At 70.7% G+C, this 20,234-nt stretch carries 16 protein-coding genes; 14 read left to right on the top strand and 2 right to left on the bottom strand.

Annotation, left to right across the window (positions count from 1 at the left end):
• Window positions 1-20: 20 nt before the first annotated feature.
• The 4 genes from VFR90_RS12035 (at window position 21) to panC (ending at window position 2,930) form a co-directional block, all read left to right on the top strand.
• The gene (locus VFR90_RS12035; RefSeq protein ID WP_326406378.1) at window positions 21-221 is read left to right on the top strand and encodes a DUF3460 family protein; all 201 of its coding nucleotides are present in this window, start codon (window positions 21-23) and stop codon (window positions 219-221) included.
• Between the two features lie 23 nt (window positions 222-244).
• Window positions 245-1,114 carry a segregation and condensation protein A gene (locus tag VFR90_RS12030; RefSeq protein ID WP_326406377.1) on the top strand — a complete coding sequence of 290 codons (870 nt, stop codon included), beginning with the start codon at window positions 245-247 and terminating at the stop codon, window positions 1,112-1,114.
• Window positions 1,115-1,126: 12 nt separating this feature from the next.
• Window positions 1,127-1,975, top strand: coding sequence for a 3-methyl-2-oxobutanoate hydroxymethyltransferase (gene panB / locus VFR90_RS12025; RefSeq protein WP_326406376.1), 849 nt, complete (start codon window positions 1,127-1,129; stop codon window positions 1,973-1,975).
• A 106-nt stretch (window positions 1,976-2,081) separates the two neighbouring features.
• Window positions 2,082-2,930: a pantoate--beta-alanine ligase gene (gene panC / locus VFR90_RS12020; protein WP_326406375.1), complete on the top strand. Its 849-nt coding sequence runs from the start codon at window positions 2,082-2,084 to the stop codon at window positions 2,928-2,930.
• A 97-nt stretch (window positions 2,931-3,027) separates the two neighbouring features.
• Here panC and VFR90_RS12015 read toward each other — a convergent pair whose 3' ends face one another.
• Window positions 3,028-4,032 carry an NAD(P)H-binding protein gene (locus VFR90_RS12015; RefSeq protein ID WP_326406374.1) on the bottom strand — a complete coding sequence of 335 codons (1,005 nt, stop codon included), beginning with the start codon at window positions 4,030-4,032 and terminating at the stop codon, window positions 3,028-3,030.
• 443 nt (window positions 4,033-4,475) lie between these two features.
• On the opposite strand from VFR90_RS12015, the gene VFR90_RS12010 reads away from it, so the two are divergent.
• The 10 genes from VFR90_RS12010 to VFR90_RS11965 all read left to right on the top strand — a co-directional run bounded on the left by VFR90_RS12010 (window position 4,476) and on the right by VFR90_RS11965 (window position 19,587).
• Complete coding sequence (locus VFR90_RS12010) at window positions 4,476-10,271, top strand: HAMP domain-containing protein (protein WP_326406373.1); 5,796 nt, start codon at window positions 4,476-4,478, stop codon at window positions 10,269-10,271.
• Between the two features lie 20 nt (window positions 10,272-10,291).
• Window positions 10,292-12,442, top strand: a complete 2,151-nt coding sequence (locus tag VFR90_RS12005; protein ID WP_326406372.1) for a hybrid sensor histidine kinase/response regulator — start codon at window positions 10,292-10,294, stop codon at window positions 12,440-12,442.
• Between the two features lie 174 nt (window positions 12,443-12,616).
• Window positions 12,617-13,054 (top strand): VOC family protein, encoded by a 438-nt coding sequence (locus VFR90_RS12000; RefSeq protein ID WP_326406371.1) that lies wholly within the window; start codon window positions 12,617-12,619, stop codon window positions 13,052-13,054.
• A gap of 34 nt (window positions 13,055-13,088) precedes the next feature.
• A complete protein-coding gene (locus VFR90_RS11995) occupies window positions 13,089-13,448 on the top strand; it encodes a DUF1428 domain-containing protein (RefSeq protein WP_326406370.1) in 360 nt (119 codons plus the stop codon).
• A 27-nt stretch (window positions 13,449-13,475) separates the two neighbouring features.
• Window positions 13,476-13,910 (top strand): YciI family protein, encoded by a 435-nt coding sequence (locus VFR90_RS11990; RefSeq protein ID WP_326406369.1) that lies wholly within the window; start codon window positions 13,476-13,478, stop codon window positions 13,908-13,910.
• A 13-nt stretch (window positions 13,911-13,923) separates the two neighbouring features.
• Entirely contained in the window at window positions 13,924-14,463 is a 540-nt protein-coding gene (locus VFR90_RS11985) for an SRPBCC family protein (protein WP_326406368.1), read from the top strand.
• Entirely contained in the window at window positions 14,460-15,761 is a 1,302-nt protein-coding gene (locus VFR90_RS11980) for an RNA polymerase sigma factor (RefSeq protein WP_326406367.1), read from the top strand. Before VFR90_RS11985 ends, VFR90_RS11980 begins: the two co-directional genes overlap by 4 nt.
• A gap of 79 nt (window positions 15,762-15,840) precedes the next feature.
• The gene (locus tag VFR90_RS11975; RefSeq protein WP_326406366.1) at window positions 15,841-16,197 is read left to right on the top strand and encodes a YciI family protein; all 357 of its coding nucleotides are present in this window, start codon (window positions 15,841-15,843) and stop codon (window positions 16,195-16,197) included.
• 91 nt (window positions 16,198-16,288) lie between these two features.
• A complete protein-coding gene (locus VFR90_RS11970; RefSeq protein WP_326406365.1) occupies window positions 16,289-17,365 on the top strand; it encodes a glycosyltransferase family 4 protein in 1,077 nt (358 codons plus the stop codon).
• A 53-nt stretch (window positions 17,366-17,418) separates the two neighbouring features.
• Window positions 17,419-19,587, top strand: coding sequence for an amylo-alpha-1,6-glucosidase (locus VFR90_RS11965; RefSeq protein WP_326406364.1), 2,169 nt, complete (start codon window positions 17,419-17,421; stop codon window positions 19,585-19,587).
• Window positions 19,588-19,621: 34 nt separating this feature from the next.
• On the opposite strand, the gene VFR90_RS11960 is transcribed toward VFR90_RS11965, so the two are convergent.
• On the bottom strand, window positions 19,622-20,230 hold the full coding sequence (locus VFR90_RS11960) for a hypothetical protein (RefSeq protein ID WP_326406363.1): 609 nt from the start codon (window positions 20,228-20,230) through the stop codon (window positions 19,622-19,624).
• Between the last annotated feature and the right edge of the window lie 4 nt (window positions 20,231-20,234).

The raw sequence follows: 20,234 nt of genomic DNA, 5'->3' as shown, positions 1-20,234 counted from the left end.
CCTTGCGCGAGCCCCACGCCATGCCGCTCTTCTGGAAGCCCTACCGATCCGACGTGACCGAGTTCATCGACACGTTGAAGCAGCGCGATCCGCAGCTCGAAGAACGCCAGCGCCAGGGCCGCGGCCTGCTGTGGGATCGCAGCACCGACCGCGAGCAGGCCGAGGCCGCTCGCGCGGCGCGCGTCGCGCAGCAGCCCTACGTCTACCAGACGAAGGGCTGAGGTTTGCGTCGAGGTCGGAGCCGGTGAGCAATCGGGCAGCCCTCGCGGCCGAGCCGGCCGCACCGCGCGCCGACGCGGCCCTCGCCGGCGACGACGACGACGCCCCGGTCGACCAGATCGCGCTGGCCCGCCTCTACGGCGAGCCGCTGTTCGCGCTGCCGACCGACCTCTACATCCCGCCCGACGCGCTGGAGGTCTTCCTCGAGACCTTCGAAGGTCCGCTCGACCTGCTGCTCTACCTGATCCGCAAGCAGAACTTCAACATCCTCGACATCCCGATGGCGGACGTGACCCGCCAGTACCTCACCTACGTCGAGCAGATCAGGAAGCGCAACCTCGAACTCGCGGCCGAATACCTGCTGATGGCGGCGATGCTCATCGAGATCAAGTCGCGCATGCTGCTGCCGCCCAAGCGCGCCGAAGAAGGCAAGGAGCCCGAGGACCCGCGCGCCGAGCTCGTCCGGCGGCTGCTCGAGTACGAGCAGATCAAGCTCGCGGCGGCCAAGCTCGACGCGCTGCCGCAGATCGGCCGCGATTTCCTGCGCGGGCAGGTGCACGTCGAAGCGGCGCTGCAACCGCGTTGGCCGGAGATGGACATCGACGAACTGCGGCTCGCCTGGCTCGACATCGTCAGGCGCGCGAAGCTGGTCGCGCACCACCACATCACGCGCGAGCAGCTGTCGGTGCGCGAGCACATGAGCATCGTGCTCAAGCGGCTGCAGGGCCGGCGCTTCTGTGAGTTCGAGGACCTGTTCGACGTGCGGCGTGGCGTGCCGGTGCTGGTCGTCACCTTCATCGCGATGCTTGAGCTTGCGCGCGAGCATCTGATCGAGATCACGCAGGCCGAGGCCTTCGCGCCGCTGTACGTGAGGCTGGCCTACACGCCCAGTTGACGAGGAGCGCCGATGAGCAGCCAGCAATCTCCCGCCCAGGCCGGCGCCGGCACGCCGGCGCGCAAGGCGATTACCCTGCACCACCTGCGCGAGATGCACGCCCGCGGCGAGAAGATCGCCGTCATCACCGCGTACGACGCGAGCTTCGCCGCGCTGGTGGACGCGGCCGGCGTCGACGCCATCCTCGTCGGCGACTCGCTCGGCATGGTGCTCAAGGGCCAGCCGAGCACGCTGTCGGTGACGATGGAGCAGATCGGCTACCACACGCGCTCCACATCGCGCGGCGTCAAGGGCGCGTTCCTGATTGCCGACATGCCCTTCGGCAGCTACCAGGAGAACCCCGTCCAGGCGCTGCGCAACGCCGGCACGCTGATGGCCGCGGGCGCGCAGATGGTCAAGATCGAAGGCGGCGGCTGGACGCCCGAGACGGTTCGCTTCCTCGTCGAGCGCGGCGTGCCGGTGTGCGCGCACCTGGGCCTCACGCCGCAGAGCGTGCATGCGCTCGGCGGCTACCGCATCCAGGGCAAGGACGCGGCGGGCGCCGAAACGCTGCGCCAGCACGCCAAGGCGCTGGCCGACGCCGGCGCCGCGATGATGGTGCTGGAGCTGATGCCGAGCGCCGTGGCCGCGCAGGTGCAGGCCGACAACCCGCAGCTGATGACGATCGGCATCGGCGCCGGCCCGGGCACCGCCGGCCAGGTGCTGGTGCTGCACGACATGCTCGGCGTCACGAGGGGCCGGCTGCCGCGCTTCGTGCGCAACTTCATGGAGGGCGCGGCGTCGATCGAGGACGCGGTCGCGCGCTACGTGAAGGCGGTGAAGGACGGCAGCTTTCCCGATCCGGCGCTGCACGCCTACTGATGTTGACCACCCCCGTTGCGGCTTCGCCGCTCCCCCTCGAGGGGGCGCTGCTGACGGACCGGCAAAGCCGGATCCGCGGCGGCCGCTTGGTTGAAGAGCTCGAGCGATGAACGTCGTTCATTCCATTCGAGATCTGCGCGCTGTACTCGCTGGGCGCGCGCCGATCGCCTTCGTGCCGACGATGGGCAACCTGCACGAAGGCCATCTGGCGCTGGTCGATCTGGCGCGGCAGCGCTGCGGCACGGGCGGCAGGGTCGTCGCGAGCATCTTCGTCAACCGCCTGCAGTTCGCGCCGCACGAGGACTTCGACCGCTACCCGCGCACGCTCGAAGCCGACTGCAGGCTGCTCGAAGCGCGCGGCTGCGATGTCGTCTTCGCGCCCGACGAGGCCGAGCTCTACCCCGAGCCGCAGGGCTACAAGGTCGTGCCGCCGCCCGAGCTGGCCGACATCCTCGAAGGCGCGTTCCGCCCCGGCTTCTTCACCGGCGTGTGCACGGTGGTGATGAAGCTCTTCCAGTGCGTGCGGCCGCAGCTCGCGGTGTTCGGCAAGAAGGACTACCAGCAGCTGATGGTCTTGCGCGGCATGGTGCGGCAGTTCGCGCTGCCCATCGACGTCGTCGCCGGCGAAACCAGCCGTGCCGACGACGGCCTCGCGCTCAGCTCGCGCAACGGCTACCTGGACGACGCCGAGCGCGCCGAAGCGGTGAACCTGTCGCGCATGCTGCACACGGTTCGCGGCCACGTGCGCGGCGGCGACTGCGAGCTCGACGCGGTCGAGCGCCGCGCGCTCGAGGTGCTGCGCGAACGCGGCTGGGCGCCGGACTACGTCGCGGTGCGCTGCCGGCACGATCTGCAAGTGCCCGATGCCGCGCAGCTTGCGGCCGGCGAGCCGCTGGTGGCGCTGGCCGCCGCGAAGCTGGGCCGCACCCGCCTGATCGACAACCTCGAGATCTGAGCCGGAACGCCGCGGCGTCGCGCCGGCATTCCGACAAAGCACGGCGTGGTCGCCGCGCGTCCTGTTCAGAACACGGCGTGGTCGCCGCGCGTCTTGTTCAGAACACGGCGTGGTCGCCGCGTTCGGGCGCCGCGGCATCGCCCTTCAGCAGCGCCGCGTAGAAGTCGAACAGCGTGCGCGTGCCGGTCGAGGGCGTCGCGGCCGCGTCGTAGCGGCCGGCTTGTGCGTCCCAGACGAGCATCGATTCGCTCGCGTAGTAGCGGCCGATGCGCGCGAGCTCGGCCTTGCCGGCGAGCGAAGGCGCGATGCGGCCGGCGAGCGCCAGCGCGCCGATCACGCCGTCGAGCAGCGCGAGCGGCACCTCGCGAAACCGTGGCCGCATGCCGAGCAGTTCGAACAGCCGCTCGCCCTGCTCGCGCGGCGTGACCGCCTCCCCTGGCCCGCCGATCGGCAGGATCCGGTTGCGCCGCGCCGGATCGTCGAGGCAGCCGGCAAGGTAGTCGGCCAGATCCTCGTCGGCGATCGGCTTGCAGGCGGTGAGCCGGCCGTCGCCGAAGACCAGGAAGGGCCGGCCGCGCCGCAGCCGATCGACCTGCCCCGACAGCGACTTGAAGTAGGCCGTCGGCCGCACGATCGAGTGGCCGATGCCCGACTCGACCAGCGTTTTCTCGAACGCGAGCTTCGCGTGCTGGAAAGCGAGCCGCGGCTTCTGCACGCAGATCGCCGACAGCAGCACGAACTGCGCGGCCCCCGCGGCCTGCGCCGCGCGCAGGACGTTGAGCTGCGCGCCGTGGTCGATGGCCCAGGCGTCGCGCGGCGCCCCGGTGCGCGAGGCGAGGCAGGAGACGACCGCGTCGAAGCGCTCGCCGCGCAGGCCGTCGCGCAGCAGCGACGACGGATCGGTGACATCGGCGACGCGCAGCTCGACGCCGGCGAGCCGCCGGAGCGCTTGCCCATGTACGGCCGCTGCGCGCCCTGCCGGCGGTGCGCGCACGACCGCGACCACTTCGCGACCGCTGCGCCGCAGCGCCTGCGCAGTGGCTTGGCCGATCGTGCCGGTCGCACCGAAAATCAAGACGCGCGCCGCGGCGGAATGGGCCATCGGGCGATTCTGGCGGTCGCCTCCGGGAACGTCAGGCACGCCGATTGCCACGCGATCCAGTTGGCGTCGAAGCGCCAGGCGGGAGTGGTGATGCCGCAAGGGAACCGGCGAGGAGCAGCAGCGGGCGGATGGCGCGTGGCCGGCCAGGCCGGCGGGCCGCTGTGCGCGCTGCATGCCGGGCGTGGCGCTCTCGTCCGCACGGCTTCGTTGCAGCTCGCTGCAGCGCAGCATGCAGCGGCGATGCCGCCGACTTCCGCCGCGCGGAGCAGCGTCACGGCCGGTTGCCTTGACACGCTGCCTGTGCCGAACTTGCCGGTCGGCGCCTCGTCCACCGTCGCGGTTGGCACGCGGCCGCGGCCGAAGGCCTCCCGGCGCCGCTCCTGCCGGCCGCCTCGGCGACCCGCATTCGCCTTGAAATCCCCGCCTTTGAACAAGGACTCGACATGAACACCGTGGTCGATCGTGAAGTCGCTGCCGGCGCGTCGGCGCAGGAACTCGTCGCGGTGCTGGAGGCGCTGACCCGGCTTCGCAACGGCGATGCGAGCGTGCGCCTGCCGGCGAGCTGGCCCGGGCTGATCGGCAAGGTCGCCGACGTCTTCAACGAGACCGTCGAGCAGAACGCCGCGCTCGCCAGCGAACTCGCGCGGCTGCGCCAGGTCGTCGGCCGCGAGGGCAAGCTGAAGCAGCGCGCCGCGGTTTCTCGCTCGCGCGGCTTCTGGGCCGAATCGATGGAGTCGGTGAACAGCTTGATCGACGACCTCGTGCACCCGACCTCGGAGGTCGCGCGGGTGATCGGCGCGGTCGCGCAGGGCGACCTGTCGAAGAGCATGGCGCTCGAAGTCGAAGGCCGGCCGCTCGAAGGCGAGTTCCTGCGCACCGCGAAGACGATCAACACGATGGTCGAGCAGCTCGGCGACTTCTCGGCCGAGGTGACGCGGGTCGCGCGCGAGGTCGGCACCGAAGGCAAGCTCGGCGGCCAGGCGAAGGTGAAGGGCGTCGCCGGCACCTGGAAGGACCTGACCGACTCGGTCAACTCGATGGCCGGCAACCTGACCGACCAGGTCCGCAACATCGCCGACGTGACCACCGCGGTCGCGAAGGGCGACCTCTCCAAGAAGATCGACGTGGACGTGAAGGGCGAGTTCCTGACGCTCAAGAACACGATCAACACGATGGTCGATCAGCTGCGCAGCTTCGCGTCGGAAGTGACGCGGGTGGCGCGCGAGGTGGGCACAGAAGGCATCCTCGGCGGGCAGGCGCGGGTCGAGGGCGTCTCCGGCACCTGGAAGGACTTGACCGACTCGGTCAACTCGATGGCCGGCAACCTCACCGGCCAGGTGCGCAACATCGCCGACGTGACCAAGGCGGTGGCCGCCGGCGACCTCTCGCGCAAGATCTCGGTCGACGTGAAGGGCGAAATCCTGGAGCTGAAGAACACCGTCAACACGATGGTGGATCAGCTGCGCAGCTTCGCCGCCGAAGTGACGCGCGTGGCGCGCGAGGTCGGCACCGAAGGCAAGCTCGGCGGCCAGGCCGACGTGCAGGGCGTCGCCGGCACCTGGAAGGACCTGACCGAGTCGGTCAACTTCATGGCCGGCAACCTCACGAGCCAGGTGCGCAACATCGCCGAAGTCACCACCGCGGTCGCGGCCGGCGACCTGAGCAAGAAGATCACCGTCGACGTGAAGGGCGAGATCTCGGAGCTGAAGAACACCATCAACACCATGGTCGATCAGCTGCGCAGCTTCGCCGCCGAAGTGACGCGCGTGGCGCGCGAGGTCGGCACCGAAGGCAAGCTGGGCGGCCAGGCCGAGGTGCAGGGCGTGGCCGGCACCTGGAAAGACCTGACCGACTCGGTCAACTCGATGGCCTCGAACCTCACGAGCCAGGTGCGCAACATCGCTGACGTGACCAAGGCGGTGGCCGCCGGCGACCTGAGCAAGAAGATCACGGTCGACGTGAAGGGCGAGATCCTCGAGCTGAAGGCGACGATCAACACGATGGTCGACCAGCTGCGCAGCTTTGCGGCCGAGGTGACGCGGGTCGCGCGCGAGGTCGGCACCGAAGGCATCCTCGGCGGCCAGGCGGACGTGAAGGGCGTGGCCGGCACCTGGAAGGACTTGACGGAGTCGGTCAACTTCATGGCCGGCAACCTCACGAGCCAGGTGCGCAACATCGCCGACGTGACCAAGGCGGTGGCCGCCGGCGACCTCGGCAAGAAGATCACGGTGGACGTGAAGGGCGAGGTCTCGGAGCTGAAGAACACGATCAACACGATGGTCGACCAGCTGTCGTCGTTCGCGGCCGAAGTGACGCGCGTGGCGCGCGAGGTCGGCACCGAAGGCAAGCTCGGCGGCCAGGCCGACGTGCAGGGCGTCGCCGGCACCTGGAAGGACCTGACCGACTCGGTCAACTCGATGGCCGGCAACCTCACCGGCCAGGTGCGCAACATCGCCGACGTGACCAAGGCCGTCGCGGCCGGCGACCTTTCCAAGAAGATCTCGGTCGACGTCAAGGGCGAGATCCTCGAGCTGAAGAACACCGTCAACACGATGGTCGACCAGCTCAACTCCTTCGCCGCCGAAGTGACGCGCGTGGCGCGCGAGGTCGGCACCGAAGGCAAGCTCGGCGGCCAGGCCGACGTGCAGGGCGTTGCGGGGACGTGGAAGGACCTGACCGACTCGGTCAACCTGATGGCCTCGAACCTCACGAGCCAGGTGCGCAACATCGCCGACGTGACGAAGGCGGTCGCGGCCGGCGACCTGGGCAAGAAGATCACCGTCGACGCCAAGGGCGAGATCCTCGAGCTCAAGGCGACGATCAACACGATGGTCGACCAGCTCTCGTCGTTCGCGGCCGAGGTGACGCGCGTGGCGCGCGAGGTCGGCACCGAAGGCCGGCTCGGCGGCCAGGCCGAGGTGAAGGACGTCTCGGGTACGTGGAAGGACCTGACCGACAACGTCAACTCGATGGCCGGCAACCTGACCGGCCAGGTGCGCGGCATCGCGAAGGTGGTGACGGCCGTGGCCGGCGGCGACCTGAAGCAGAAGCTCACGGTGGAAGCCAAGGGCGAGATCGCGGCGCTCGCCGAGACGATCAACTCGATGACCGACACGCTCGCGACCTTCGCGGACCAGGTGACGACCGTGGCGCGCGAGGTGGGTGTCGAAGGCAAGCTCGGCGGGCAGGCCAAGGTGCCCGGCGCGGCCGGCACCTGGAAGGGCCTGACCGAGAACGTCAACGAACTCGCGGCCAACCTCACCACGCAAGTGCGCGCGATCGCCGACGTGGCCACCGCGGTGACGCAGGGCGACCTCGCGCGTTCGATCACGGTCGAGTCGCAGGGCGAGGTCGCGGCCTTGAAGGACACGATCAACGAGATGATCCGCAACCTCAAGGACACCACGCAGAAGAACACCGAGCAGGACTGGCTGAAGACCAACCTCGCAAAGTTCAGCCGCATGCTGCAGGGCCAAAAGGACCTGGTCACGGTGGGTCAGCTGATCCTGTCCGAACTGGCGCCGGTGGTCGGTGCGCAGCAGGCCGAGTTCTACGTGCTCGGCTACGACGCCGAGGACGCGCCGGTACTTCAACTGTTCGCGAGCTACGCCTCCGGCGGCCAGCCGATGCACGGCAAGCAGCTGCGCCTCGGCGAGGGCCTGGTCGGGCAATGCGCGCTCGACGCCAACAAGATCGTGATGACCAACGTGCCGAGCAGCGCCTTCCGCATCGCCTCGGGCCTGGCCGAGACCACCGCGCTCGATCTGCTGGTGCTGCCGGTCGTCTTCGAGGGCCAGGTACGCGGCGTGCTTGAGCTGGCCTCGCTCGAACGCTTCAATCCGGTCCACCAGGCCTTCCTCGACCAGCTCACCGAATCGATCGGCATCGTGATCAACACGATCGAGGCCAACAGCCGCACCGAGGACCTGCTCAAGCAGTCGCAGTCGCTCGCGCAGGAGCTGCAAAGCCGCCAGCTCGAACTGCAGCAGACGAACGAGGAGCTGCAGGAGAAGGCGCGGCTGCTCGCCCACCAGAACCAGGAGGTCGAGCGCAAGAACACCGAGGTCGAGCAGGCGCGCCAGGCGCTGGAGGAGAAGGCCGAGCAGCTCGCGCTGACCTCGCGCTACAAGAGCGAGTTCCTCGCGAACATGTCGCACGAGCTGCGCACGCCGCTCAATTCGCTGCTGATCCTGTCCGACCAGCTGTGCAAGAACCAGGACGGCAACCTCTCGGCCAAGCAGATCGAGTTCAGCAAGACGATCCACAGCTCGGGCAACGACCTGCTGATGCTCATCAACGACATCCTCGATCTGTCGAAGATCGAATCGGGCACCGTGGTGCTCGACGTCAGCGAGCTGCGCATCGACGACCTGCAGCGTTCGGTCGAACGCAGCTTCCGCTTCTTCGCCGAATCCAAGCAGGTCGACTTCACCGTCGAGCTGCGCCAGCCGCTGCCCAAGAGCCTGTCCACCGACGTCAAGCGGCTGCAGCAGATCATCAAGAACCTGCTGTCGAACGCCTTCAAGTTCACCCACCACGGCGGCGTGACGCTGACCATCTCCACCGCCGAGAGCGGTTGGTCGGCGGAGCAAGAAGAACTCGGACGCGCCTCGCAGGTGCTGGCCTTCTCGGTGGCCGACACCGGCATCGGCATCAGCGCCGACAAGCAGCAGATCATCTTCGAGGCCTTCCAGCAGGCCGACGGCTCGACCTCGCGCAAGTACGGCGGCACCGGCCTCGGCCTCGCGATCAGCCGCGAGCTGTCGCGCCTGCTCGGCGGCGAGATCCGGCTGGAGAGCGAGCCCGGCCGCGGCAGCGTCTTCACGCTCTACCTGCCGCAGACGCACAACCCGGCGCGCACGCAGCGCCATGCCCGCGGTGCGGGTGCGGCCGAGGCGCGCGAGCCCCGTGCGCTGCCCGCGCCCGCGCCGAAGCTGCTGGCCCGCACGCCGGCGCCGGCCTGGCGCAGCACCGCGCCGTCGCCCCTCGACGGCATCGACGGCGCGGACGACGCGCCCGAGCCCAACCTTGCCGGCGACGATCGCGACGACATCGCCTCCGGCGACAAGGTGCTGCTGATCGTCGAGAACGACCTCGCCTTCGCCCGCGTGCTGCTGGAGGCGGCGCGCGCGAACGGCTTCAAGGCCGTGGTCAGCATGACCGGCGCCGAGGCGCTGTCGCGCGTGCGCGAAGTCCACCCGGCCGCGTTGACGCTCGACATCCACCTGCCCGACATGCACGGATGGCGCGTGCTCGATCGCCTGAAGACCAACGGCGAGACGCGCCACATTCCCGTGTGCGTCGTCTCGACCGACGAATCGCGCGAGCGTGCGCTGCAGGCCGGCGCGATCGGCTTCCTCGCGAAGCCGCTGCAGTCGGCCGACGAGGTGAGCGCCGCGCTCGCGCAGGTGGCCGACTACGTCGGCCGCACGCGCCGCCGCCTGCTGGTGGCGCTTGCGCCGGGTGCGCTGCGCGAGGAGTTCGTCGCGCGGCTCGGCGACGATATCGACGTCGAGCTCGCCGACGACGCCGAGGCCGCGCGCCGCGGTCTGGCCGAGGCCGACGCGCTGGTGCTCGATGCCGACGCGATCGCGCTGCGCGCCGACGAGGTGCAAGACGCCGTGGAGCGGCAGCGCCGCGGCCGCCAGCTGCCGGTGGTGCTGCTCGCGCCGCCGCTCGCGGAGGCAGGCACCGCCGCGCCGGCGAGCCCCTGGCACAGCGGGCTCGCGGCGGTCGGCAGCTGGGCGGCGGACGGCGTCGACGCACTGGTCGCGCACAGCCTCGCCTGCCTGCACCTGAGCGCCGGCGCGATGGCCGAGCCGCAGCGCGAGCTGCTCGAACGGGTGCATGGCGCGCCGCAGGCGCTGGTCGGCAAGAAGGCGCTGATCGTCGACGACGACATGCGCAACATCTTCGCGCTGGCCACCGTGCTGACCGACGAGGGCATGACGATCGTCTCGGCCGGCAGCGGCACCGAGGCGATCCGCGAGGTGTCTGCCGATCCGTCGATCGACATCGTGCTGATGGACATCATGATGCCGGAGATGGATGGCATGGAGACGATGCGCGAGATCCGCAAGCTGCCGCGCGGACGCGCGCTGCCGATGGTCGCGGTGACCGCCAAGGCGATGAAGGGCGACCGGCGCAAATGCATCCAGGCCGGCGCTTGGGACTACGTCTCCAAACCGGTCGATCGGCAGCAGCTGCTGACCGTCTTGCGGGGTTGGTTGTGCCATTGAGCGGCGTCGAGGGCACGACCATGCCGGCGGTGCGCCCGGCCGTGCTCGTCGTCGACGACCTCGACGAGAAGCTGCTGGTGATGCAGACGGTGCTCGAGGGGCTCGATGCCGACGTGGTGCTCGCCCGCTCGGGCAGCGACGCGCTGCGCGAGCTGCTGCGGCGCGACTTCGCGGTCGTGCTGCTCGACGTCAACATGCCCGACATCGACGGCTTCGAGACCGCCGCGATGATCCGCGGCTACCGCCAGACGGCGACCACGCCGATCATCTTCATCACCGCCTACGTCGACGAGATGCAGGCTGCCGAGGGCTATGCGCTCGGCGCGGTCGACTACATCGTCGCGCCGGTGGTGCCCGAGATCCTGCGCAGCAAGGTGCGCGTGTTCCTGCAGCTGTTCGAAGCGCAGCGGCGCCTGAAGGAGCAGGCGGAAGAACGCCTCGCGCTGTTCGCGGCCGAGGCCGCGCGCCACACGGCGGAGGCCGCGACGCGGCGGCTCAGCTTCCTGGCGCAGGTCGGCCACGTGCTCGAAGGCTCGCTCGACCGCGAGGCCGCGGTCGCGCCGCTGGTGGACTTCATCCACGAGGAATTCGGCGGCATCGTCGCGGTCGCGCAGATGCACGACGCGGCGATGCAGCCGCGCGTGTGGCTCGCCGGCACCGGGAGCCTGCGTCAGCCGACGATGAGCGAGCTGCCGGCGCCCCTGGCCGATCTGCTGGTGGACACGCTCGCACCGCTGGCCGCCGGCGAGGCGATGGCCACGCGCGCCGACCTCGGCGTGCGCGAGCTCCACCGCATCGGCATCGGCTTCAACCCGCCGCGCTCGCTGGTCGCCGCCTGCGCCTTTCCGCTGGCGGTGGGCGCGCGCGTGCACGGCGTGCTGTTCGTCGCGGCCGAGCAGGCCCAGGACCGCTGGGACGCGCTGGGCGAAGTCGCGCAGCGGCTCGCGCTCGCGCTCGAGAACGCGCGGCTGTACCGCAGCCTCGAGCAGGAGATCGAAGTGCGGCGCGCGGCCGAGCGCGACCTGCAGGAGTCGAGCCGCCGCAAGGACGAGTTCCTCGCGATGCTGTCGCACGAACTGCGCAACCCGCTTGCGCCGATCCGCAACGCCGCGGAGGTGGTGCGCCATGCGGCGCGCGACGACCGCCAGCTGCAATGGGCGAGCGCGGTGCTGTCGCGCCAGGTCGCGCAGATGCGCCGGCTCATCGACGAGCTGCTCGACGTCGCGCGCATCAGCGAAGGCAAGGTCAACCTGCAGCTCGAGACGCTCGACCTGCGCGTCGCGCTCGAGGAAAGCGTCGAGACGATCCGGCCGGTGCTCGAATCGCGCCGCCAGACGCTGCGCATCGCGGCGCCGAAGGAGGCGGTCTGGGTGCGCGGCGACGCCGGGCGGCTTGCGCAGATCCTCGGCAACCTGCTGACCAACGCGGTCAAGTACACCGACGAGCGCGGCGACATCGAGCTCACGCTCGACCACGCAGGCGGCGAGGCGACGCTGCGCGTGCGCGACAGCGGCATCGGCATCGAGGCCGAGCTGATGCCAAGGATCTTCGATCTCTTCCAGCAGGGCGAGCGCGAGCTCGACCGCTCGCAGGGTGGGCTCGGCGTCGGGCTGACGCTGGCCCGGCGGCTGGTCGAGATGCACCACGGCTCGATCGACGCCTTCAGCGAGGGGCCGGGCCGCGGCGCCGAGTTCATCGTGAGGCTGCCGTGCATCGCCGGCATCGCGGCCACGCCGGCGCCGCAGGCGGCGGCCGAGCCGCGCGCGGCCGAGCAGGCGCACCGCTGCCGGGTGCTGGTGGTCGACGACAACCCCGACACCGCCGAAACCGCCGCGATCGTGCTGCGCCTGGCCGGCCACGAGCTGCACACCGCCGGCGACGCCGCCGAAGCGCTGAAGCTTGCCGGCGAACACGCGCCCGAGGTCGTCGTGCTCGACATCGGCCTGCCCGGCATGGACGGCTACCAGGCCGCCGGGCGGCTGCGCCAGATGCCTTCGATGCGCGCCGCGCTGCTGATCGCGATGACCGGCTACGGCAGCGAAGCCGACCGCGCGCGAGCGCACGATGCCGGCTTCGACCTGCACCTGACCAAGCCGGCCGATCCGCAGGACATCGCCGACGCGATCCAGCGGCACTTCGCCGGGCCGGGGCTGCGGCGCGTCAACGCCTGAGCGCGGCGCGGCCGGCGCGGGCGGTGTCCGGCGCCGGTTACAAAAAACCTGGCCGCGCGTGTCGATCGGCGGCGTCTCCCCTCGTCGTGTCGATGAGCCGGCAGCAAAGTGCGTCGGCCCGGAGCGACCAGCCAGGTGCCGGCCGCGATGCCCATCCCGACCCAGGAGACCGCCATGCAAGTCCAGTCCTACCTCTTCTTCAACGGCCGCTGCGACGAAGCGCTCGAGTTCTACGCGAGCAAGCTCGGCGCGAAGGTCGAGCAGCGCATGAGCTTCGCCGACAACCCCGACCTCGGCGCCGGCGAAGGCTGCGCCGGCGCGATGCTGCCGCCCGGCTTCGAGCACAAGGTGATGCATGCCAGCGTGCGCATCGGCGAGACGGTGCTGCTCGCCTCCGACGGCATGGAGCCGAAGGCGCCGGAGTTCAAGGGCATCGCGCTGGCGCTGACGGTGGACGACGCGGCCGCCGCCGAGCGCTGCTTCTCGGCGCTCGCCGAAGGTGGCCAGGTGCAGATGCCGCTCGGCCCGAGCTTCTTCTCGCCGGCCTTCGGCTGCGTGGCCGACCGCTTCGGGGTGAACTGGATGGTCGTCGCCGAAGCCGCTCAGTCTTGATTCCGCAGCCCGTCCAACGAAAGGAACGCACGCCATGAACTACGTCGATGGTTTCGTCGTCCCCGTGCCCGCCGACGCGCTGGCCGACTACAAGAAGCTGGCCGCACGCGCCGCGAAGATCTGGCGCGAGCACGGCGCGCTGGAGGTGCACGAATGCGTCGCCGACGACGTGCAGCCCGGCAAGCTCACCTCGTTCCCGCAGAGCGTGAAGCTCAAGGCCGGCGAGGTGGTGGTGTTCTCGTGGATCGTCTTCAAGTCGCGCGTGCAGCGCGACCGCATCAACGCGAAAGTGATGGCCGATCCGCGCCTGGAGGACATGATGGATCCGAAGCGCCTGCCCTTCGACGCGAAGCGCATGTTCTTCGGCGGCTTCAAGGAAATTGTCGCGGCCTGAAGCGGCCGCCGACCACAGGAGACGACCATGCGCTTCATGCTTTTGATGATCCCCCGCGGCTACGAGAACGCCGCGCCCGACGCGGTGCAGACGCTCGACGCCGAGCGCGTCGCGCAGATGATGAAGTTCAACGAGGACCTGCAGAAGGCCGGCGTGCTGCTGGCGCTCGACGGGCTGCATCCGCCTTCGATGGGCGCGCGCGTCTCGTTCAAGGACGGCTTGGCGAGCATCACCGACGGCCCCTTCGCGGAGGCCAAGGAAGTCGTGGGCGGCTACTGGATGATCCAGGTGAAGTCGCGCGACGAGGCGCTCGCCTGGGCCAGCCGCTGCCCGGCCTCCGACGACGAGGTGATCGAGGTACGCCAGGTGCAGGAGTTCGCCGACTTCACGCCCGAGGTGCAGCAGGCCGCCGGCGGCTATGCCGACATGCTGGCGCAGTCGGCGAACGCCGCCAAACCGTGAGGCGGGAGCGGCCGTGTTGAAGACCCTCGCCCTCTTCGTGCTGATGCTGGTGGTGCTGGCGACCGCCGGCCTCGCGATCTACGCGGCGACCAAGCCGGACAGCTTCCGCGTCGAACGCCGCACGGTGATCCAGGCGCCGCCCGAAAAGATCTATCCGCTGATCAACGACCTGCAGGCCTTCACCAGCTGGTCGCCCTACGACCGCAAGGACCCGGCGATGAAGCGCAGCTTCAGCGGCCCGCAGGCCGGCCCCGGCGCGCTGTACGCGTGGGACGGCAACCGGGAGATCGGCGCCGGCAGCATGCAGATCGTCGAGTCGCGCGCGCCCGACAAGGTGCTGGTGAAGCTCGATTTCGTGCGGCCCTTCAAGGTGCAGAACCACGTCGAGTTCCTGCTCGCGCCGCAGCCGGCCGGCACCGAGGTGACCTGGGCGATGCACGGCCCGAGCCCCTATGTCTCGAAGCTGATGGGCACGATCTTCGACATGGACAAGATGATCGGCCGCGACTTCGAGGCCGGCCTCGCCAACCTCAAGGCGCTGGCCGAGAAGTGAGCGAGCCGCACGACACCGGCGCGACGCACCGTGCGATCGAAGCCATCTGGCGCATCGAGGCCGCGAGCGTCGTCGCCAAGCTCGCGCGCATGCTGCGCGGCGACGTCGGCACGGCCGAAGAACTGGCGCAGGACGCGCTGGTCGCCGCGCTCGAGGACTGGCCCGCCCACGGCGTGCCTGCGAACCCGGGGGCCTGGCTGATGGCCACCGGCAAGCGCCGCGCGATCGACCGCCTGCGGCACCGCACGATGGCCGAGCGCGAGATCGGCGCGATCGGCCAGGACATGGACGCGCTCGGCACGAGCGTCGAGCCCGACTTCGCCGACGCCCTGATCGACGCGATGGACGACGACATCGGCGACGACCTGCTGCGCCTGATCTTCACCGCCTGCCACCCGGTGCTGCCGAAGGAGGCGCGCGTCGCGCTGACGCTGCGGCTGCTGTGCGGGCTCGGCATCGAGGAGATCGCGCGTGCCTTCCTCGCGCCGGTGCCGACGATCCAGCAGCGCATCGTGCGCGCCAAGCGCGCGCTCGCCGAGGCCCGTGTGCCCTTCGAGGTGCCGCACGGCGCCGAGCGCGACGCGCGGCTCGCATCCGTGCTCGAGGTGATCTACCTCGTCTTCAACGAAGGCTACGCGGCGACCGCCGGCGACGACTGGATGCGCCCCGCGCTGGTGGACGACGCACTGCGGCTTGGCCGCGTGCTGGTGGGCCTGGCCCCGCACGAGAGCGAGGTGCACGCGCTGGTCGCGTTGATGGAGATCCAGGCCTCGCGCATCGCCGCGCGCGCCGCGGCGAACGGCGAGCCGATCCTGCTGCTTGACCAGAACCGTGCGCGCTGGGACCCGCTGCTGATCCGCCGCGGCCTGGCCGCGCTCGGGCGCGCTCAGCAGCTCGCCGACGCGAAAGGCGCCGGCCTCGGCGCCTATGCGCTGCAGGCCGCGATCGCCGCCTGCCATGCCCGCGCGCTCAGCGCCGAGGCGACCGACTGGCCGCGCATCGCCGCGCTCTACGACGCGCTCGCGCAGGTGCTGCCCTCGCCGATCGTCGAGCTCAACCGCGCGGTCGCGGTCGCGATGGCCTACGGCGCCGACGAAGGCCTCGCGATCGTCGACCGGCTGCAGGCCGATGGCGTGCTCGACGGCTACCACCTGCTGCCCAGCGTGCGCGCCGACCTGCTGGCGAAGCTGGGCCGGCACGACGAGGCCCGCGCCGAATGGCTGCGCGCCGCCGGCATGACGCGCAACGCGCGCGAGAAGGCGCTGTTGATGAAGCGCGCCGGCAGCGGCGTGCACTGAGGCGGCCGCAGGGCCTCGATCGCGGCCGAAGCGTCGGCGCAGGCTCGCTGACTAAGATCGTCCGCCGAGGAGACCGACGATGGCCTACATGCTGATGATCCTGGAGCCGCGCGAGCAGCGCGGCGAGCGCAGCCTCGACGAGGGCAAGCTGCTCTACCAGCGCATGCTCGACTGGGGCGACGAGCTTCGAGCCCGCGGCATCTTCAAGGCCAGCGAATCGCTGCGCCCCGATGCCGACGCGGTGCGCGTGCAGGTGCGCGAGGGCCGCCGTGTGCTGGTCGACGGCCCGTTCACCGAGGCCAAGGAAATGGTCGGCGGCTTCTACCTGCTCGACTGCAAGACCCGCGACGAGGCGATCGCGCTCGCCGCCGAATGCCCGGCCGCGCAGTGGTGCAGCGTCGAGGTGCGCGAGGTCGCGCCCTGCTACATCGCGTGAGCTGAGGCGAAGCGGGCGGCGGCAGCAGCCGCGGCTGGACACGGGTACAGCGCTTGCCAGGAAGCGGGCCCATGCAGCCCGCCCTTGCATCGTGAGAATCGCCCAGGTCGCACCGTTGTTCGAAAGCGTTCCGCCGCGAGCCTACGGCGGCACCGAGCGCGTCGTCTCCTACCTCACCGAGGCGCTGATCGAACAAGGCCACGAGGTGACGCTGTTCGCGAGCGGCGACTCGGTCACCTCGGCGCAGCTGGTGCCGATGAGCGAGCGCGGCCTGCGGCTCGACCCGAGCCGGCCCGACGGGGTGATGCGCCACCTGGTCATGGTCGATCGCGTGTTCGAGCAGGCCGGCGATTTCGACGCGATCCACTTCCACATCGATGCGCTGCACTACCCGCTGGCCTGCCGCTCGGCGACGCCCTGCGTCACCACGCTGCACGGCCGGCTCGACCTGCCGGACCTGAAGCCGCTGCACGCGCAGTTCCGCGCCCATCCGCTGGTGTCGATCTCGCAGGCGCAGCGCGAGCCGCTGTCCAACGCGAACTGGTGCGCGACCGTCCACCACGGCCTGCCGCGCGAGCTGTACCGCTTCCATGAACGGCCCGGCGACTACTTCGCCTTCATCGGCCGCGTCTCGCCCGAGAAGCGGCTCGACCGCGCGATCGAGATCGCGATCGCCTGCGACACCCCGCTGCGCATCGCGGCGAAGGTCGACGATGCCGACCGCGCCTACTTCGAGCGCGAGATCGCGCCGCGGCTCGACCACCCGCTGATCGAGTTCGTCGGCGAGATCGGCGACGTCGAGAAGAACGATTTCCTCGGCCAGGCCCGCGCGCTGCTGTTCCCGATCGACTGGCCCGAGCCTTTCGGGCTGGTGATGATCGAAGCCTTCGCCTGCGGCACGCCGGTCGTCGCCTGGCGCTGCGGCTCGGTGCCGGAGCTGATGCGCGACGGCGTCACCGGCTTCGTCGTCGACGACCAGGAGGGCGCGATCGACGCCGCGCGCCGCATCCACCGGATCGACCGTCGCAGCTGTCGCGGCTTCTTCGAGCGTCGCTACACCGCCGACCGCATGGCGCAGCGCTACCTGCAGGTCTACCAGGCCCTGATCGACGCACGCGCCTGCCCCGACGACGGAGCCGCTGCCGATGCCGCGGAACTGCCGCTCTGAGCCGTGTCGAACCGGGCCGGCCGCCGAGCCGCGCCTCCTCCAGGAACACGCCCGTGACCGAGACGATCCAGATCGGCAACCAGTGGTACGTCGCCGCCGCCGCGGCACGCGCCGACGAGCAGCCGCACGTGGTGAAGTGCGACGACAGCTTCGCGCTGTTCGACCGCCACGGCGACATCCACCCATGGGGCGCCGGCGAGCAGGGCCTGTACCACGAGGACACGCGCTTCCTCTCGCACGCCGAGCTCACCCTCAACGGCGTGCGGCCGATGTTCCTGGGCGCGACGGTCAAGGAGCGCAACAACCTGCTGATCGTCGAGCTGATGAACCCGGACCTCGTCGTCGACGGCCGGCTCGCGGTGCCGAAGGGCGAGATCCACGTCTTTCGCGCCAAGCTGCTCTGGGACGGCGCCTGCTATGAACACATCCGGCTCGGCCACCACGGGCTGGAGCCGGTGGACCTCGAGCTCGCGCTGCGCTTCGACGCCGACTTCCGCGACCTGTTCGAAGTGCGCGGCACGCCGCGCGCGAAGCAAGGCGAGCGCCACGCGCCGCGCTGCGGCGACGACGAACTGGTGTTCCGCTACAGCGGCCTCGACGGCCGCCAGCGCGCGAGCCGCATCCGTTTCGCGCCCGCGCCGAGCGCCTGGGACGATCGCTGCGCCCGCTTTCGCCTGCGGCTCGAGCCGGGCTGCGACCACCATCTCTACTGCACGGTGGACTGCGACATCGAAGGCCAGCCGCGCCGGCGCGCCGAAAGCTACGACGCCGCCTTCCGCGCGAACGCCGAGGCGCGCGCGCGGCAGTCCGGCGAGCAGTGCCGCATCGCGAGCTCGAACCCGCTGGTCGACCGCTGGATCGAGCGCTCCACCGCCGACCTGGCGATGCTGACCACGGAGCTCCCGACCGGCCCCTACCCGTATGCCGGCGTGCCCTGGTACTCGACGATCTTCGGCCGCGACGGCGTGATCACCGCGCGCGAGATGCTGTGGACCGACCCGTCGCTCGCGCGTGGCGTGCTCGCAAGCCTCGCGACGCTGCAGGCGACCGAGCAAGACCCGGCGCGCGACGCCGAGCCCGGCAAGATCCTCCACGAAGCGCGCAAGTGCGAGATGGCGCAGACCGGCGAGGTGCCGTTCGGCCGTTACTACGGCACGGTGGACGCAACGCCGCTGTTCGTCGGGCTGGCGGGCGCCTACTGGCGGCGCACCGGCGATCTCGATTTCGTTCGCTTCCTGTGGCCGCACCTGCTGGCTGCGCTGCGCTGGATCGACGAGAGCGGCGACAGCGACGGCGACGGCTTCGTCGAATACGCGCGCCGCACGCCGCAGGGCCTGCTGCAGCAGGGCTGGAAGGATTCGCACGATTCGATCTTCCATGCCGACGGCCGCATGGCGCAGGCGCCCATTGCGCTGTGCGAAGTGCAGGCCTACGTCTACGACGCCAAGCTCGGCGCGGCCGAGCTGGCCTCGGCGCTCGGCGACGGCACGCTGGCCACGCGCCTGTTCGCCCAGGCGCAAGCCTTGCGGCAAGCCTTTCAGCAGCGCTTCTGGTGCGAGGAGCTCGACTGCTACGCGATCGCGCTCGACGGCGACAAGCGGCCCTGCCGCGTCGCCAGCTCGAACGCCGGCCACGCGCTGTGGACCGGCATCGCCGCACCCGAACACGCCGCGCGGATGGCGCGCCGCTTCGCGCAGCCGGACTTCTTCTCCGGCTGGGGTTTGCGCACGGTGGCGAGCAGCCAGGCCCGCTACAACCCGATGGCTTATCACAACGGTTCGGTGTGGCCCCACGACACCGCGCTCGTCGCCGCCGGGCTCGCGCGCTACGGCCACACCGACACGGCCCTAACGCTGATGGGCGGCCTCTTCGAGGCGACGCTGCACTTCGACCAGCACCGCATGCCCGAACTCTTCTGCGGCTTCCATCGCCGCGACGGCGAAGGCCCGACCCTCTACCCGGTCGCGTGCGCGCCGCAGGCGTGGTCGGCCGCCGCGGTGTTCGCGATGCTGCAGGCGGTGCTCGGCATGGAGATCGACGCGCCGCGCGGCGTGCTGTCGTTCCGCACGCCGCGACTGCCGGGCTTCATCGGCACGCTGGAGCTGCGCGATCTGCGCGTCGGCGCAGCAAGCGTCGACCTGCTGCTGCAGCGGCACGACCAGCACGTCGGCGTGCAGGTCATGCGCAAGGGCGGCCCGCTCGAGGTGCGCGTCGCGGTCTAGCGATGCGCCGCGGCAGCGCCCCGCGCGCTCTCGATCAGTGCCGCGTGGCCGTCATCATCCGGCCCGACGAGATGCGCATGTCGGGCGGCTGGTCGAAGTTCTCCAGCGCCGCGCCGCGCATCGATCGCGGATCGCCGCCGAGGCCGCCCCGGCCGCTGTAGTCGGTCGTCTGCCGCGCGGCATGCGCTTCCTGCTGCAGCGTCTTCGCGCAGATCAGGTCGAGCAGCGTGACGCCGGCGACCGCGAACAGCGCGGCGACCGGATGGCCCGAGCGCGGACGCGGCGCCACGGCGGCCGCCGCGAGCGTCGTCAGGTCGAGCGCATCGCCGGCGACGCGCGCGCCGACCCAGCTCGCCGCCGAGCCCGGCTGCCGCGATGCCAGCAGCCCCAGGCCGTTGACGATCTCGCGCAGCCCGTAGGCGCGCAGCAGCGACTCGTGCCCCGCCAGCCCGATGCCGCGGGCCAGCGGCCGTGCGGCGAGCAGCTCGACCGCGCCGAGCCCCAGGCTGAACCAGCCGAGGCCCCGCGCCAGCGTGCGCGATGCGCTCGGCCGCTGCCCCGAAGCAGGCTGCAGTGCGGCGATGAACGAGCGGGCCTTCCGGTCGAGCGAGGAAGGTTCGTGGGTCAGTTCGGTGTTGGCCATGGTG

The organism is Methylibium sp. (assembly GCF_035762065.1).
Taxonomy (GTDB): domain Bacteria; phylum Pseudomonadota; class Gammaproteobacteria; order Burkholderiales; family Burkholderiaceae_C; genus Methylibium.
Note: the sequence above shows the minus strand (reverse complement) of the source record. Positions and strands in the feature narration are given on the sequence as shown.

Coding starts and splice junctions, on each gene's coding strand:
- VFR90_RS11995 (WP_326406370.1), top strand. CDS start 13,089: ATGAACTACGTCGATGGTTTCGTCGTCCCCGTGCCCGCCGACGCGCTG.
- VFR90_RS11960 (WP_326406363.1), bottom strand. CDS start 20,230: ATGGCCAACACCGAACTGACCCACGAACCTTCCTCGCTCGACCGGAAG.
- VFR90_RS11990 (WP_326406369.1), top strand. CDS start 13,476: ATGCGCTTCATGCTTTTGATGATCCCCCGCGGCTACGAGAACGCCGCG.
- panB (WP_326406376.1), top strand. CDS start 1,127: ATGAGCAGCCAGCAATCTCCCGCCCAGGCCGGCGCCGGCACGCCGGCG.
- VFR90_RS12005 (WP_326406372.1), top strand. CDS start 10,292: ATGCCGGCGGTGCGCCCGGCCGTGCTCGTCGTCGACGACCTCGACGAG.
- VFR90_RS12035 (WP_326406378.1), top strand. CDS start 21: ATGCCGCTCTTCTGGAAGCCCTACCGATCCGACGTGACCGAGTTCATC.
- VFR90_RS12010 (WP_326406373.1), top strand. CDS start 4,476: ATGAACACCGTGGTCGATCGTGAAGTCGCTGCCGGCGCGTCGGCGCAG.
- VFR90_RS12000 (WP_326406371.1), top strand. CDS start 12,617: ATGCAAGTCCAGTCCTACCTCTTCTTCAACGGCCGCTGCGACGAAGCG.
- panC (WP_326406375.1), top strand. CDS start 2,082: ATGAACGTCGTTCATTCCATTCGAGATCTGCGCGCTGTACTCGCTGGG.
- VFR90_RS12015 (WP_326406374.1), bottom strand. CDS start 4,032: ATGGCCCATTCCGCCGCGGCGCGCGTCTTGATTTTCGGTGCGACCGGC.
- VFR90_RS11975 (WP_326406366.1), top strand. CDS start 15,841: ATGGCCTACATGCTGATGATCCTGGAGCCGCGCGAGCAGCGCGGCGAG.